Genomic DNA, 14,775 nt, shown 5'->3' on the forward strand with positions numbered 1-14,775 from the left:
TTTGCGGGCCACTAAGTTTCAGCGAAACCTGCAAATTTCTCCCGTAGCTTGTCGAGCGCACGTTTGTAACGCATTTTCGTGGCGCTCAGGCCCATGTGCATGATGTCGGCGATCTCCTGGAATTCCAGCTCTGCGACAAAACGCAGCACCAGGATTTCGCGGTCGATCGGGTTGACGTGCACCAGCCATTTATCCAGCCCGCCTTTTTCTTCGGGCTTCGGTGCCTTGTCCTCGGACGCCTCTTCAACGGGGTCCAGGCTCAAGGCATCCATCAGCCGTCGCTTGCGCCGCTCCTTGCGGTACTGGGTAATGCATTCGTTGTAGGTGATGCTGTAGAGCCAGGTCTTGAACTTGGATTTACCCTCGAAGTTCTTCAACCCGTACAGCACCTTGAGCATCACCTCCTGACAGACATCGTCAGCGTCCCGGTCGTTCCCCAAATAACGTGCACACACGTTGAACAGCGTGCGCTGGTAGCGCCGCATGAGTTCTTCATAGGCGCGGGTAACGTGAAAAAGCTCCTCATGCGAACGCGCCACCAACTCCTCGTCGGTGAGTTCGCGTGGGTCATAGCGCATGGGCGGCGTATGGACTTTATTCAAAACGGATCGGGCCGACAGTCAGGTCAATGTCGCCGCTCAGCCCCAAGGGCCGATTTTGCGGCGGCATACATTAACAGCTTTGGGCTATCAGCGGCTATTCACACGCTGCTCGAGTAACACACGATTGGACAGCGACACCAGCTCACCCTCATCGGTGAGCAGGGTTGTCTTGACCGTCCCGATCTCCTCGATGTGGCCTTCGACCTCGCCAATCTGCACGTGCTGGCCTACCTGGAACAGTTCACGCACATAGATGCCGGCCAGAATCTGCCCGGCAATTTCCCGGCTACCCAGGCCCATCGCCAGCGCAACGGCCAGACCAACGGTAATCAAACCGATGACAATGACATGGTTGAGCAGGTCAGTCTTGACCTCCAACTGGCTGATTGCCACCGAAATACTGATGATGATGACCAGGCCCTGGACGATACGGCCAAGCCCTGCGGAATACTCCAGACCAACGCCTTCGGCAGCGCCGCGGACCAACCCGTTGGCCACTTGTGCCAGCAGCACGCCGGCCAGCATCACCAGGGCGGCACCGAAGACCTTCGGCAGGTACAGGGCGAGCATGTCCAGGGTCGCCGAGACGCGTTCCAGGCCCAGCGATTCGGCCGCCGAGACGAGGAAGATGAGCAGTACGAACCAGTAGACGATCTTGCCGATCAAGGTAGAGATCGGCACTTGGATGCCAACCCGGGCGAGCATCTTGGTCAGCCCGGTGCCGCTCATCAGACGGTCCAGGCCAAACTTGGCGAGCACCTTGGAAAGCAGTGTGTCGAGCAGTTTGGCGACGACAAAACCCAGCAGCACCACGACCAGCGCGCCGAACAGGTTGGGGATGAAGTTCGCAACCTTGGTCCAAAGGGCAGTCATGGCAGTGACCAGGCTCTGCGTCCAGAGATCGAGTTCCATATTCAATCGGCCTTATCTACAGTGCTGCCAGCGGCAGGTTTGCGGGTAGCGTTACGACGCACCGGCGCAACGTGCGCCGAGCCATTGTTCAAAGCGATCATCAGTGCCTGGCTCCAACGGCCCAGCAGACAGAACAGATCGCCCGCACCAACCTGACGGTTGGCGGTTTTCAGGACCCGCCCAAGGCACGCGGCGTCGTCACGGTCTTGGCCGGACGGCGATGCCTTGAGCAGGTCACGCAGGGATTCTTCAAACGGATCGTGCATGGGCACCTCACGCAATGTCAGTCAAAGACGAGGTCGCCGCGCAATGGGTCACAACATTGCTCACCGCAGCGCACACCTCATACCCAGCGCAACCTGCGGAACAACCACCACTGCCCGGCCGCCATCCCCAGCACGATCAGGCTGGCAAACAGGAAGCCGTAAGGGCTGTTGGCACCCGGAATACCGCCGACGTTGATACCCAGCAGCCCGGTGACGAAGCTCATGGGCAGGAAGATGCAGGTAATGATGCCAAAGCGGTACATGGTCCGGTTCATGCGCTCGCTGCGCCGCCGGTCCTCGCTTTCGAGCACCAGCGCTGCGCGCTCGCGGGCCAGTTCCAGCTCCTCGAGGTAGCGAATCAGGCTGTTGTTCAGTTCGTTCCAGTAGTCGGCGTCGGGGTCGGCGAACCAACTGCACTTGTTACGCGAAAGCTGCGCGTAGATGTCGCGTTGCGGCGCCAGGAAACGGCGCAGGCCAGCGGCACGCCGACGAATCTGCTGCAAGGCACCTTGCTCCGGGCTATACCGTTCGTCGGTTTCTACCTTTTCTTCCTCTATGTCCACCTCTTCGGACAGATCGCTGACCAGCGCCTGGACCTTTTCGGTAAGCAATTCGCCCATCACCAGCAACAGTTCAGAGGCCGATTTCGGCCCCCTGCCCTCGTCCAGCAGTTGCAGGATTTCGTCACTGGCACGCAGCGGGCGCAAACGCAGCGAGATTACCCGCCGCGCCTCGGCGAAGATGCGCACCGACACCATGTCTTCGGGTTCGGCGCCAGGGTTGAGGTTGACCCCACGTAAAAACAGCAGCAATTGATCACCGGCCATCTGCAACAGGCGCGGACGGGTGTTTTCTTCCAGCAACAGGTCGCAGGCGAACTCGCTGATGCCACTGCTGTGCAACAACCAGGTACGGGTTTGCGGATGGCTGCGATCCCAGTGCAGCCACAGGCTTTCGTGCGCCTGCAGCTGCAAAGCGTCAAGCTCGGTACGGGCAATGGAGCGCGCGCCGCCTTTGCCATCGAGCACCAGGGCATGCACCAGGCCCCACTGCGCGTTGTCTTCCTCGAACATCAAAGCTCCATCAGCGCGCGCGGCGCGTCACTCCGGCATTTTCAGCGGGGTTGGCGAAACGATCACGCCGTTGTTGTCGGCATAGATGTATTCACCAGGGCGGAAGGTAACGCCGGCAAAGGTCACGGCGATATCCAGCTCGCCAACGCCGCGCCGGTCGGTTTTCATCGGGTGACTGGCCAGCGCCTGCACGCCCAGGTCGGTCTGGATAAGCACATCGACATCGCGCACGCAGCCATAGATGACCAGCCCTTCCCAGCCGTTCTTGGCGGCCTTTTCAGCCAGCATGTCACCCAGCAGCGCCCGGCGCAGCGAACCGCCGCCATCGACCACCAGCACCTTGCCCTTGCCGTCGAGTTCGACCTGCTCCTTGACCCGGGAGTTGTCTTCGAAGCACTTGATGGTAACGATCTGGCCACCGAACGAGTCGCGGCCACCGAAGTTACTGAACATGGGTTCGAGCGCCTGTACCAGCTCTGGATAGGCATCGCACAGGTCGGGCGTTACATAATGCTGCATGGCAAGCTCCTGGCAGTGACAACGAAAGCGAACATGGGGCAAGGCTACACCGGGCAAGGTGCGAGCGTCACCCGCTCAAACGATGCTGGCCGTATCAGGCGTTGCCAGCGGCTGCGCCACGACCGTCGAGGGGTGCACGGGCAACTGCGGGTTGCTCAACCAGCCGCTTACCAGCGGCCACACCTGGGCCTGCGCGGCCTTGCTGACCAGCATGTCGACATGGCCAAAGGCCTCGAAGCCTTCCTCGCGCCCCAGGCGCAGGAACTGCTTGCTGTCGCCGCCGAACTGCTCGAACAGCTTGCGGCAGGCCCATACCGGGTCCTGGAAGTCGCCGGCACCGGCCACCGCCAGCAGCGGCACCTGCACCTTGGCCAGGCCCGCCCACCAGTCGTTGCCCTTTTCGCCAAAGTGGCCGAACAGGCCGTTCCAGCGCAGGCTTTCGAGCGCCAGGCCAATGGGTTCGTCTTCCGGGCCGCGCTTGAGGCGCGAGCCCGAAATATGCGCAAAGCGCTTGATCACAAGCTTTGCGCCCCAGGCCACCGGCGGCACTTTCAACGGCCAGTAGACGCGGCTGACCTGGGCGCCGAACAGCGCAGCACTGGCCACCAGGCCTGCGCCCAGATAACCACCCCCCAATGCAGCGGCAAGGGTAGTACCGCCCAGCGAGTGGCCCAGCCAGTGCGGCGCCTGACCGGCCTGTTCGCGCACGAATGCGCCGATCACCGGCAGATCGTAGTGGGCGTAGTCGGCAACGCGGTTGTGCTGCCAGTTGCGATTGCGCGGCGACAGGCCATGGCCGCGCATTTCCGGGATCCACACATCGAAGCCTGCGCGGGCCAACGTGGCGCCCAGGCCAATGCCTTTGGGCGAGTACCAGAAACGCCGGTTGGAAAAGCTACCGTGCAGAAGGATCACCGGCACGCCTTGGGCCTGGGCCTGATCGGCCAGCCCCAGGCGGGTCACGGCAAGCTCTACACTCACGTCAGGACTGTTGGCGGCCTTGATCCGGTAGACATCTTCGCTGAGGTCGCCACGGCGCTCGGCACTGAGCAACGCGACGGGGAATTGGGTGCTGCTGCTTTGCATGGATTCACAACGATTGAAGAGTTACGGCATGAGACAGAACGAGGGAGCCTAATGCCTGTCAGTTAGTCCCATCGCGGTGGCTCGGAATGCCGAACCACCGCGATGGGCCGCAAAACGGCCCGATGGGCTTAACTGACTGGCATCAGGCTGGAGCCTGACCCTCGGCCAGGAAGAACCAGGTTTCAAGCACCGAGTCCGGGTTCAGCGACACGCTTTCAATGCCCTGCTCCATCAGCCACTTGGCCAGGTCCGGGTGGTCCGACGGGCCCTGGCCGCAAATACCGATGTACTTGCCGGCCTTGTTGCAGGCCTGGATGGCGTTGGCCAGCAGCTTCTTCACCGCAGGGTTACGTTCATCAAACAGGTGGGCGATGATCCCTGAGTCGCGGTCCAGGCCCAGGGTCAGCTGGGTCAGGTCGTTGGAACCGATGGAGAAGCCGTCGAAGTACTCGAGGAATTCTTCAGCCAGAATGGCGTTGGACGGCAGTTCACACATCATGATCACGCGCAGGCCGTTGTCACCGCGGGCCAGGCCGTTTTCGGCGAGCAGGTCGATAACCTGGCTGGCTTCGCCCAGGGTGCGCACGAACGGCACCATGATCTCGACGTTGGTCAGGCCCATTTCATTGCGCACACGCTTGAGCGCACGGCACTCAAGCTCGAAGCAGTCACGGAACGATTCGCTGATGTAACGCGAGGCCCCACGGAAGCCCAGCATCGGGTTTTCTTCTTCTGGCTCGTAGAGCTTGCCGCCGATCAGGTTGGCGTACTCGTTGGACTTGAAGTCCGACAGGCGCACGATGACCTTTTTCGGGTAGAAAGCCGCAGCCAGGGTGCTGATGCCCTCGACCAGCTTCTCGACATAGAAACCGACCGGGTCGTTGTAGCCGGCGATGCGCTTGTCGACGCTGTCCTTGAGCTCTGGCGGCAGGCCTGCGTAGTTGAGCAAGGCCTTGGGGTGCACGCCGATCATGCGGTTGATGATGAATTCAAGGCGCGCCAGGCCCACCCCTTCGTTGGGCAGTTGGGCGAAGTCGAAGGCGCGGTCGGGGTTGCCGACGTTCATCATGATCTTGAACGGCAGGTCCGGCATGGCGTCGACCGAGTTCTGCTTCACATCGAAGCCCAGCTCACCTTCGAAGATGAAGCCGGTATCGCCCTCGGCGCAGGACACCGTCACGCCAAGGCCGTCCTTGAGGACTTGCGTGGCGTTGCCGCAGCCAACCACAGCCGGGATACCCAGCTCACGGGCGATGATCGCGGCATGGCAAGTGCGCCCGCCACGGTTGGTGACAATGGCGCTGGCGCGCTTCATCACCGGTTCCCAGTCGGGGTCGGTCATGTCCGAGACCAGCACGTCGCCGGGCTGGACCTTGTCCATTTCCGATACGTCGTTGATCACGCGGACCTTGCCGGCACCGATGCGCTGGCCAATGGCGCGGCCCTCGACCAGTACCTTGCCCTTTTCCTTGAGCAGGTAGCGCTCCATGACATTGGCGCTGGCGCGGCTTTTGACCGTTTCAGGGCGAGCCTGAACGATGTAGAGCTTGCCATCGTCACCGTCCTTGGCCCACTCGATGTCCATCGGGCGCTGGTAGTGCTGCTCGATGATCATCGCCTGCTTGGCCAGTTCGTTGACTTCGTCATCGCTCAGGCAGAAGCGCGCGCGCTCGGCGCGGTCCACTTCAACGGTTTTCACCGAGCGGCCGGCCTTGGCTTCTTCGCCATAGACCATCTTGATCGCCTTGCTGCCCAGGTTACGGCGCAGGATGGCCGGGCGCCCGGCCTGCAAGGTTTGCTTGTGTACGTAGAATTCGTCCGGGTTGACCGCACCCTGCACCACGGTTTCACCCAGGCCGTAGGCACCGGTGATGAACACCACGTCACGGAAGCCCGATTCGGTGTCAAGGGTGAACATGACGCCGGCGGTGCCGGTTTCGGAGCGGACCATGCGCTGCACGCCTGCCGACAGGGCGACCAGTTTGTGGTCGAAGCCCTGGTGCACGCGGTAGGAAATGGCGCGGTCGTTGAACAGCGAGGCAAACACCTCCTTGGCCGCGCGAATGACGTTGTCGACGCCGCGGATGTTGAGGAAGGTTTCCTGCTGGCCGGCAAAGGAGGCGTCTGGCAGGTCTTCGGCGGTGGCAGAGGAACGCACGGCAACGGCCATATTGTCGTTGCCGTTGGCCATTTCGGCGAAGGCGGTGCGGATTTCAGCATCCAGGCGCGCTGGGAATTCGGCTTCCATGACCCACTGGCGAATCTGTGCGCCGGTCTTGGCCAGGGCGTTGACGTCATCGACATCCAGCGCGTCGAGCGCGGCGTGGATCTTGTCGTTGAGGCCGCTCTGCTCGAGGAAGTCGCGGTACGCCTGAGCCGTAGTGGCAAAGCCGCCCGGTACCGATACGCCGGCACCGGCAAGATTACTGATCATCTCGCCCAGGGATGCGTTCTTGCCCCCCACATGCTCTACATCATGGACGCCGAGCTTATTGAGGGAAACTACGTACTCAACCAAGGTATCTCTCCACTAACGGTGTTGGATAAGCTCAAGGGCGCCCGCCTGCCTGGCAAGGAGACTGGGCCGGACGCTTGTGGCCTGGACCTGGAAAATAAGTGAGAATGCCGAGCAACCGCGTTCGGCAAACCGAACCTATCATATCCAGAAATATTCAGCAGCTTAAGGCCCCTGGCGCAAATGAAACGATCCGCGTTCTTCATCTCCGACGGTACCGGCATCACTGCAGAGACCTTGGGGCAAAGCTTGCTCGCGCAATTCGAGAGCATCCCGTTCAACAAATTCACCCGCCCGTACATCGATACCCTCGAGAAAGCGCGGGCAATGGTCCAGCAAATCAACGCTGCCGCCGAGCGCGACGGGGTTCGCCCGATCATTTTCGACACCATCGTCAATCAGGACATCCGTGAGGTCATGGCCACCTCGAACGGCTTCATGATCGACATTTTTTCGACGTTTTTATCCCCGTTGGAACAAGAATTGACCGCCCATTCGTCGTATTCGGTGGGCAAGTCGCATTCCATCAGCGGCAACTCCAACTATATGGAGCGCATCGAAGCGGTCAACTTCGCCCTGGATAACGACGATGGCGCCCGCACCCATTATTACGACAAGGCCGACCTTATTCTGGTAGGCGTGTCGCGTTGTGGCAAAACCCCGACGTGCCTGTACATGGCCATGCAGTTCGGCATTCGCGCGGCCAACTACCCGCTGACCGAAGAAGACATGGAGCGCCTGCAACTGCCGGCGGTACTGAAAAAGTACCAGCACAAGCTGTTCGGCCTGACCATCGACGCCGACCGGCTCACCGCCATCCGCCACGAACGCAAGCCCAACAGCCGCTATTCGAGCTTTGCCCAGTGCGAGTTCGAGGTACGCGAGGTGGAGAACCTGTTCCGCCGCGAGAACATCCCCAATATCAACTCCACGCATTTCTCGGTTGAAGAAATCTCGGCGAAGATTCTTGTCGAGAAAGGCGTGGAACGGCGCTTCAAGTAATACCTTGCTGTGAGGCAACTCCCACGCCCATGCGCGGTCGGAGTGCCGGCGCTGGCGTATATCTGAGGTGCGTCATAAAATCGCGCGCCACGAAATTCACAAGGAGGTGTTGCATGTCGAGTTTGATGAAGGGTGCCGCAGTGGGCGCTCTTGCCGGTTTGGCCATTCCTGTAGCCGGGCTGTCCGGGCTGGCCACCGCAGGGCTGGGTCTGGCGATGCTGCTGGCGCTGTTCGATGTGGGCCCGGCGAAAATGCCCTACGCTTCGGTATGGCAACTGCTGACCAGCGGCACCATGCTGGCGCTGATTATCGCGGCGGCCATTTTCACCGTGGCGTTCCGGTTTCTTGCCAAGCTGCAGGTACAAAGCAAGGCGCTGGTCGCCCGCATCAATGCCAGTGAAGGGTTGGCGCTGGATGCCGGGCACCTGCTGGGTTACCCGTCGCCGGGCTTTCTGGTGTTCGATCCGCAAAACCGCAAAGTAGCCGTGTGCTCGCTGATCGACGACAGCTACCGCATTCATGATTACTCATGGGTCATCAGTTGGCAGGTGACCTGGCGCGAATCCGAAAGCATGGAAATGGGCGGCGGCACCCGCCCGGTCAATGGCACCGGCATGAGCGCCCCGAGCTTCGAACGCACCGTGCGGCTCAAGGATTTCGCCCTCGAGCTGACCGTGGCCGACCCCAACCAGCCACTGCTCAAGTTCCCGATGAGCCGCAAGGCGACACATGTCTGGACTGCGCGGCTGGCAGCGTTTTTCAACTGACGCAGGCACCGGGGTGGTTTGGCATTTCAAGCAAGTCCTTTGCTGTGTCCGGGTATATTCTATGGTTTCGGGCAAGTCGCTTTTGATTGTGTAGGAGCGGCCTTGTGTCGCGAAAGGGCTGCGAAGCAGCCCCAGGATCTGAGCACCCACCACAATCGCTGGGGCTGCTTCGCAGCCCTTTCGCGACACAAGGCCGCTCCTACACTGACCGCGTAGACGGCATCGATATGGGGATCGGCGAGCTCTGTGGGAGCTGGCGATAGCCTGCGATGAGGCCAGAACAGGTTTGAAAAAACTCTAGATTCTCCCCCACCCCGGCTTCCCAATGAAAAAGCCCCGGCATCGCTGCCGGGGCTTTTTCATTTCAGCTGCGGGTTCAGGAAGGCACGACCGCCGCCTGCCCGCTCATGGCCAAGTCAACCAGCTCGCGGTTGGCAACCGCGTACATCGCATAGTCGTTACCGCTAGCGTTACGCAGGTCGTCCAGCATGGCGCGCCAGCGCTCTACCATCACCCGGTGCTGCTCGCACCACAGCGCCACGCGGGCGTCCATGTCCTGCGGGGCATCGTCCATTTGCAGCACAGAGATGGTGATCGCACGCTGCTGCAAGTCGATGTCGTCGCGGAACGCCTCGCGGGCCAGTGCCTGCCAGTTGTTTTCCACCGGCAGGTTGCTGATCTCTTGCAGGTACCAGGTCAGGTCCAGCGAACTGCCAACAGCGAAGAACGCCTTGGCAACCTGCGCTGGGTCATGCCCGGTAACATCGGCAGCCTCAATGATCGGCAACAAGGTGTACAAATGGCTGGTACCGGCCACCATGCGCGCCAGCAACTCCGGCACACCCGCGTCGACGAAACTCTGGTAGCGGACCATCCAGCGCTCGCGGGTCGGGCCTTCGAGCAGTTCGTCGAGCTTGAGCCCAAGCTGGGCGATCTTCGGCCCGAAGTGCGCGGCATCACGCCCGGCATCCTGTTCGTTGCGACGGCTGCGCAGGAACCAGCGGGTGGCGCGGCGGCCCAGGCGCATCAGTTCGTCCATCAGCGCCAACTGAATTTCAGCCGGCACCTGGTAGTCCAGCGCTTCGATCTGGCGGAACCAGTGCGGCAGGTGGAAGATATCGCGCACGATTACATAGGCCCCGGCGACGTTGGCCGGGCTCATGCCAGTGGACTCCTTCAGGCGCTGCACGAAGGTGATGCCCATGTTGTTGACCAGGTCGTTGGCGATCTGGGTGCTGACGATCTCGCGCTTCAGACGATGGCGGCGCATGGACTCGGCGAACTTGCTCACCAGTGACGGCGGGAACGCGGTTTCCATGTCGCGGGTCAGGTAGTCGTCGTCCGGCACCTGAGACTTGAGCAACTGCTCCTTGAGGTCGATCTTGCTGTACGAGATCAATACCGACAGCTCGGCACGGGTCAGCCCCTGCCCTGCAGCAAGGCGTTCGGCCAGTTGCTCTTCGCTTGGCAGGAACTCGATGGCGCGGTCCAGTTTGCCACGGCCTTCAAGGTCGGCCATCAGGCGCTTGTACTCGGCAATCCGCTCGCGGGCGCGGCGGGCCGCCAGCGACAAGGCCTGGGTCTGCTTGTAGTTGTTGCCCAGCACCAAGGCTGCAACTTCATCGGTCATGCTGCCCAGCAGCTGGTTACGCTGCTTCTCGGTCATGTCGCCTGCCTGCACCACTTCATTGAGCAGGATCTTGATGTTGACCTCGTGGTCCGAGCAGTCCACGCCCCCGGCGTTGTCGATGAAGTCGGTGTTGGTAGCACCGCCATGCAGGCCGAACTCGACCCGGCCGAGCTGGGTCATGCCCAGGTTGCCGCCCTCGCCCACCACTTTGCAGCGCAGCTCGTTGCCATTGACGCGCAGCGCATCGTTGGCCTTGTCGCCCACATCGGCGTGGCTTTCGCTGCTGGCCTTGACGTAGGTGCCGATACCGCCGTTCCACAGCAGGTCGACCGGCGCCTTGAGCAATGCGTTAAGCAGCTCGGTCGGGGTCAGGCGGTCCGCCTCGATGGCGAAACGCTCTTTCATTTGCGGGCTGATGGCGATGCTCTTGGCACTGCGTGGGAAGATCCCGCCGCCTTCGGACATGATGCTGGTGTCGTAGTCGGTCCAGGCCGAACGCGGCAGGTCGAACAGGCGCTGGCGCTCGGCGAAGCTGCTGGCAGTGTCCGGGTTGGGGTCGATGAAGATGTGCAGGTGGTTGAATGCCGCGACCAGTTGCAGCTTGTCGGACATCAGCAAGCCGTTGCCGAACACGTCACCCGCCATGTCACCGATACCGATCACGGTCACCGGGTCTTGCTGCACGTTGATGCCGCGCTCGCGGAAGTGGCGTTGCACACCCACCCAGGCGCCACGGGCGGTGATCCCCATTTTCTTGTGGTCGTAGCCAGCCGAGCCGCCGGAAGCGAAGGCATCGCCCAGCCAGAAGCCGTAGTCGATGGCAATGCCGTTGGCGATATCGGAGAAGGTCGCGGTGCCTTTGTCGGCGGCCACTACCAGGTACGGGTCATCGTCATCGTGGCGCACCACGTTGGCAGGCGGCACGACGCCACCGTCCTTGAGGTTGTCGGTGATGTCGAGCAGGCCGCTGATGAAGATGCGGTAGCAGGCCACGCCCTCGGCAGCAATTTCGTCGCGACCACCGCCCAGTGGCAGACGACGCGGCAGGAAGCCACCCTTGGCGCCAACCGGCACGATCACCGAGTTCTTCACCTGCTGGGCTTTGACCAGGCCCAGCACTTCGGTACGGAAGTCTTCCTCGCGGTCGGACCAGCGCAGGCCGCCACGGGCCACGTTGCCAAAGCGCAGGTGCACGCCCTCGACACGCGGCGAATAGACGAAGATTTCGAACTTCGGCACCGGCTTTGGCAGCTCGGGGATCAGCTTGGGGTTGAACTTGAAGCTGAAGTACGACTTGTCCTGGCCCTTGCTGTCCGGCTGATAGAAGTTGGTGCGCAACGTGGCCTTGATCAGGTCCAGGTAGCGGCGCAGGATGCGGTCCTCGTTGAGCACCTGGACGTCGTCCAGGGCGATGAGGATCGCCTGTTCCAGGCGCTGCTGCTTGTCGTCAAGGTCTTCCTGGGTGAGCTTGCGCGCCAGGTAGAAGCGGGTTTTGAACAGCCGGGTCAGCTCGCGGGCGATATCGGTGTGGTTGTTCAGGGTGCTGGCGATATAGCCCAGGTCGAAGCCAAGGCGGATCTGCTTGAGGTAGCGGGCATAGGCGCGCAGCAGCGCCACGTCACGCCACGGCAGGCCGGCGGTGAGCACCAGGCGGTTGAACGCATCGTTTTCGGCATCGCCCTTGACGATGTGGACGAAGGCATCCTGGAAGGTGTCGTTGAGTTGCTGGATGTCCAGGTTCAGGCCTTCGCTGTAGGTGAAGGCAAAATCGTGAATCCAGAACTCGCGGCCGCTGGCATGGCGCAGTCGGTACGGGAACTCGCCCAGCACGCGCAGGCCGAGGTTTTCAAGAATCGGCAGCACATCCGACAGCGCCAGCGGCGTGTCGGCGTGGTACAGCTTGCAATGCAACTGACGTTCGCCCAACTGCGTCAACGGCTGGTAGAAGCTCATGGCCAGGGGCTTGGCTTCGGACAGGTTGAGCACATGCTGCATGTCGACCACGGCCGAGTGGGCGGCGAAGCGCTCGCGGTAGCCGGCCGGGAAGCCTTTGGGGAAGTCGTCGAGGATGGTCGTGCCCTGGGCCTCGCCAAAGTTGTCCACCACCAGCGCCGAGAAATCGTCCTGCCACGAACGGCAAGCCTGGACCACTTCGTTTTCCAACTGCTGCGGGTCGATGTCGATGCGGTTTTTCGGGTCTACCCGCAGAATCAGCTGCACGCGCGCCAGCACCGATTCAGAGAAGAAGGTCCAGAACTCGCAGTCGCTGGCCTTCAGGCGCTCCATCAGCACCTGCTGGATTTTCTGCCGCACTTCGGTGGAGTAGATTTCGCGCGGCACATAGGCCAGGCAGTAGCAGAAGCGGCCGTACGGGTCTTTGCGCAGGAACACGCGAATCTTGTTGCGTTCCTGGATCTGCACGATCGACATGACTGTAGTGCACAGCTCGTCGATGGGGGTCTGGAACAGGTCGTCACGCGGCAGCACTTCGAGTACCTGAGCAAGCTCCTTGCCCAGGTGAGCCTTGGCGTCGAAGCCCGAGCGGCGCTCCACCTCGGCGACCTTGCCACGAATGTACGGGATGGTGTGCACGCTCTCGCCATACACCGACGAGGTGTACAGGCCCATGAAGCGGCATTCTTTGACCACGTTGCCATCGGCGTCGATCTGGCGGATCGAGACGTAGTCCGGGTAAGCCGGGCGGTGGACGCGGCTAGGTTGCGAGGCCTTGGCGAACGACAGCAGGCGCGGCTCACGCAGGTAGGCGACCGCATAGTCCTCGATGTGCAGGTCTTCGGCGCCCAGCCCTGCGCGCAGCAGGCGGGTCAGGCCGAGGAACGAGCTTTCGTCATAGACCAGATGCCCGCCTTCGCTGGACGCCTGGACCGTGAACTCTTCGTAGCCGAGGAAAGTGAAGTGGTTATCCAGCAGCCAGGACAGGAAGTTCTGTACCTCGGCCTTGTCGTTTTGTGCAGGGCCGAAGGCGTTCTGCTCGACCAGTTCGAGCAACTGGTGAATCTTGGCTTTCATCGGCTCGAAGTCGGCGACCACGCCGCGCACCTCGGCCAGCACCTGCTCGAGCTCCTTGGCCAGGGTGGTCAGTTCAGCCGGGTTGGAACAGCGGTCGATTTCCAGATACATCAGCGATTCGTGGCCGACGCCCTCGCCCTGCGTGCCTTTGGGCAGCAGCTCGGTGAGTTCGCCCTTGGCACCACGACGGGTGCTGAGCACGGTGGTCTGCAGGGTGTGAATGCTGAAGCCGCGGCGGTTGAGTTCGGTACGCACCGAGTCGACCAGGAACGGCAGGTCATGGTGCAGCACTTCGACCACTGTGTGGGTCGATTGCCAGCCGTGACGCTCGTATTCGGGGTTGTATACACGCACCTGAGGGTGTGCGGGGTCGAAGCGCTCGATGATGCGCCAGGCGGAGAGCGTGCAGCCGACGAGATCGGAAAGCCGACGCTGGGTAAGTTCGTCCAGAGAGATGATGCCGAAGAACTGTTCAGCGAACAGCGCCACTTGTGGCAGGGACTGTTGGCTGATGTGCTGCGCCAGGGCCGCTTGCAGTTGGTGCTGGAAGTCGGCTTTGCTGGCTGCGGTGAAAAACGCCATCTGTGGTACTCCGCTTGGGCTTTTTTTAGGTGGAGCGTCGCGTGCGCCCGCCATGTACGGATCAACCATAGCCAAACCGAAACAAGCCGGACGGTAAAAACAGGCGTGGGCGTGCTGCTTTACCCATCGACAGGGCAGCTTAACGACTGAACGGTCACCTCGGCTTGCAGCGCTGCGACATATTCGGTCAAGACGGGAACGGTCGCCCTTGCGCCCTTTGTATCCACTGCCGCCTTGTCGAATATTCCCACGCGCATTACAGAAACCACCGCTTGCTTGCCGCCACCCAACTTGACAGGCGCTGGCCGCCGCGCAGGCTGCGCGGTAGCATGCGCGCTCAATCCGCGAACACTGGTCAAACGCCATGCAACTGAAAACCGCCCTGCTCTTCGCCACCCCCTGCGACGACGAGGAAGACAACATGGCGACGCTGTGCTGCCACAGCGACAAGGGGCAGATGTTCCTGCTGACCCGCTACCCGGACGAAGACACCGTTGACCTGACCCTGGACGACGAACCTTCGACCCTTGACGGCCTGAAGGTGACCCTCAGCGCTGAACGTCTGGTGCTGGAAGTGGCCGCCGGCGACCGCGATGCACTCAAGGGCGATGAGCAGCTGGAAATCATCCTGACCTCGCCGGGCACCGACCTGGAAGAGGTTGCGCTGACCTTGCGCAATATCCTCGACGGCACCGGGACCTTCGTTTCACAGCTCTGAGGTGGCGGTCTGCAGGGCCTGGCGAACGGCCTTTAGCGTATTTCTAGCAACGGCCATTGGTCGGCGGCCCCCT

The 14,775-nt window shown here is 61.7% G+C and carries 11 protein-coding genes; 3 read left to right on the plus strand and 8 right to left on the minus strand.

The features are described from left to right. Positions 1 to 11 precede the first annotated feature (11 nt). The 7 genes from sigX to ppsA form a co-directional block, all read right to left on the minus strand. Positions 12 to 578: an RNA polymerase sigma factor SigX gene (gene sigX, locus HU719_RS22930; RefSeq protein WP_186523073.1), complete on the minus strand. Its 567-nt coding sequence runs from the start codon at positions 576 to 578 to the stop codon at positions 12 to 14. 111 nt (positions 579 to 689) lie between these two features. Continuing rightward, positions 690 to 1,514: a mechanosensitive ion channel family protein gene (locus tag HU719_RS22935; RefSeq protein WP_186523057.1), complete on the minus strand. Its 825-nt coding sequence runs from the start codon at positions 1,512 to 1,514 to the stop codon at positions 690 to 692. A gap of 2 nt (positions 1,515 to 1,516) precedes the next feature. Beyond that, entirely contained in the window at positions 1,517 to 1,780 is a 264-nt protein-coding gene (locus HU719_RS22940) for a CrfX protein (protein WP_186523058.1), read from the minus strand. A gap of 77 nt (positions 1,781 to 1,857) precedes the next feature. Then, positions 1,858 to 2,853, minus strand: coding sequence for a divalent cation transporter CmaX (gene cmaX, locus HU719_RS22945; protein WP_186535634.1), 996 nt, complete (start codon positions 2,851 to 2,853; stop codon positions 1,858 to 1,860). Between the two features lie 27 nt (positions 2,854 to 2,880). Continuing rightward, positions 2,881 to 3,372: a ribonuclease E activity regulator RraA gene (gene rraA, locus HU719_RS22950; RefSeq protein WP_186523060.1), complete on the minus strand. Its 492-nt coding sequence runs from the start codon at positions 3,370 to 3,372 to the stop codon at positions 2,881 to 2,883. A gap of 75 nt (positions 3,373 to 3,447) precedes the next feature. Continuing rightward, entirely contained in the window at positions 3,448 to 4,458 is a 1,011-nt protein-coding gene (locus HU719_RS22955) for an alpha/beta fold hydrolase (RefSeq protein WP_186535636.1), read from the minus strand. 142 nt (positions 4,459 to 4,600) lie between these two features. Further along, the gene (gene ppsA / locus HU719_RS22960; protein ID WP_186535638.1) at positions 4,601 to 6,976 is read right to left on the minus strand and encodes a phosphoenolpyruvate synthase; all 2,376 of its coding nucleotides are present in this window, start codon (positions 6,974 to 6,976) and stop codon (positions 4,601 to 4,603) included. 180 nt (positions 6,977 to 7,156) lie between these two features. On the opposite strand from ppsA, the gene ppsR reads away from it, so the two are divergent. After that, on the plus strand, positions 7,157 to 7,975 hold the full coding sequence (gene ppsR, locus HU719_RS22965; RefSeq protein ID WP_186535640.1) for a posphoenolpyruvate synthetase regulatory kinase/phosphorylase PpsR: 819 nt from the start codon (positions 7,157 to 7,159) through the stop codon (positions 7,973 to 7,975). Between the two features lie 113 nt (positions 7,976 to 8,088). Beyond that, positions 8,089 to 8,742 (plus strand): hypothetical protein, encoded by a 654-nt coding sequence (locus HU719_RS22970; RefSeq protein WP_186535642.1) that lies wholly within the window; start codon positions 8,089 to 8,091, stop codon positions 8,740 to 8,742. Positions 8,743 to 9,118: 376 nt separating this feature from the next. Here the strand turns inward: HU719_RS22970 and HU719_RS22975 are convergent, their stop codons facing one another. Beyond that, positions 9,119 to 13,984 (minus strand): NAD-glutamate dehydrogenase, encoded by a 4,866-nt coding sequence (locus HU719_RS22975; RefSeq protein ID WP_186523013.1) that lies wholly within the window; start codon positions 13,982 to 13,984, stop codon positions 9,119 to 9,121. Between the two features lie 364 nt (positions 13,985 to 14,348). On the opposite strand from HU719_RS22975, the gene HU719_RS22980 reads away from it, so the two are divergent. Further along, on the plus strand, positions 14,349 to 14,702 hold the full coding sequence (locus HU719_RS22980; RefSeq protein ID WP_186537358.1) for a hypothetical protein: 354 nt from the start codon (positions 14,349 to 14,351) through the stop codon (positions 14,700 to 14,702). The last annotated feature ends 73 nt before the right edge of the window (positions 14,703 to 14,775 follow it).

This window comes from Pseudomonas farsensis, assembly GCF_014268805.2.
Lineage (GTDB): Bacteria > Pseudomonadota > Gammaproteobacteria > Pseudomonadales > Pseudomonadaceae > Aquipseudomonas > Aquipseudomonas farsensis.

Coding starts and splice junctions, on each gene's coding strand:
- sigX (WP_186523073.1), bottom strand. CDS start 578: ATGCGCTATGACCCACGCGAACTCACCGACGAGGAGTTGGTGGCGCGT.
- HU719_RS22935 (WP_186523057.1), bottom strand. CDS start 1,514: ATGGAACTCGATCTCTGGACGCAGAGCCTGGTCACTGCCATGACTGCC.
- HU719_RS22940 (WP_186523058.1), bottom strand. CDS start 1,780: ATGCACGATCCGTTTGAAGAATCCCTGCGTGACCTGCTCAAGGCATCG.
- cmaX (WP_186535634.1), bottom strand. CDS start 2,853: ATGTTCGAGGAAGACAACGCGCAGTGGGGCCTGGTGCATGCCCTGGTG.
- rraA (WP_186523060.1), bottom strand. CDS start 3,372: ATGCAGCATTATGTAACGCCCGACCTGTGCGATGCCTATCCAGAGCTG.
- HU719_RS22955 (WP_186535636.1), bottom strand. CDS start 4,458: ATGCAAAGCAGCAGCACCCAATTCCCCGTCGCGTTGCTCAGTGCCGAG.
- ppsR (WP_186535640.1), top strand. CDS start 7,157: ATGAAACGATCCGCGTTCTTCATCTCCGACGGTACCGGCATCACTGCA.
- HU719_RS22970 (WP_186535642.1), top strand. CDS start 8,089: ATGTCGAGTTTGATGAAGGGTGCCGCAGTGGGCGCTCTTGCCGGTTTG.
- HU719_RS22975 (WP_186523013.1), bottom strand. CDS start 13,984: ATGGCGTTTTTCACCGCAGCCAGCAAAGCCGACTTCCAGCACCAACTG.
- HU719_RS22980 (WP_186537358.1), top strand. CDS start 14,349: ATGCAACTGAAAACCGCCCTGCTCTTCGCCACCCCCTGCGACGACGAG.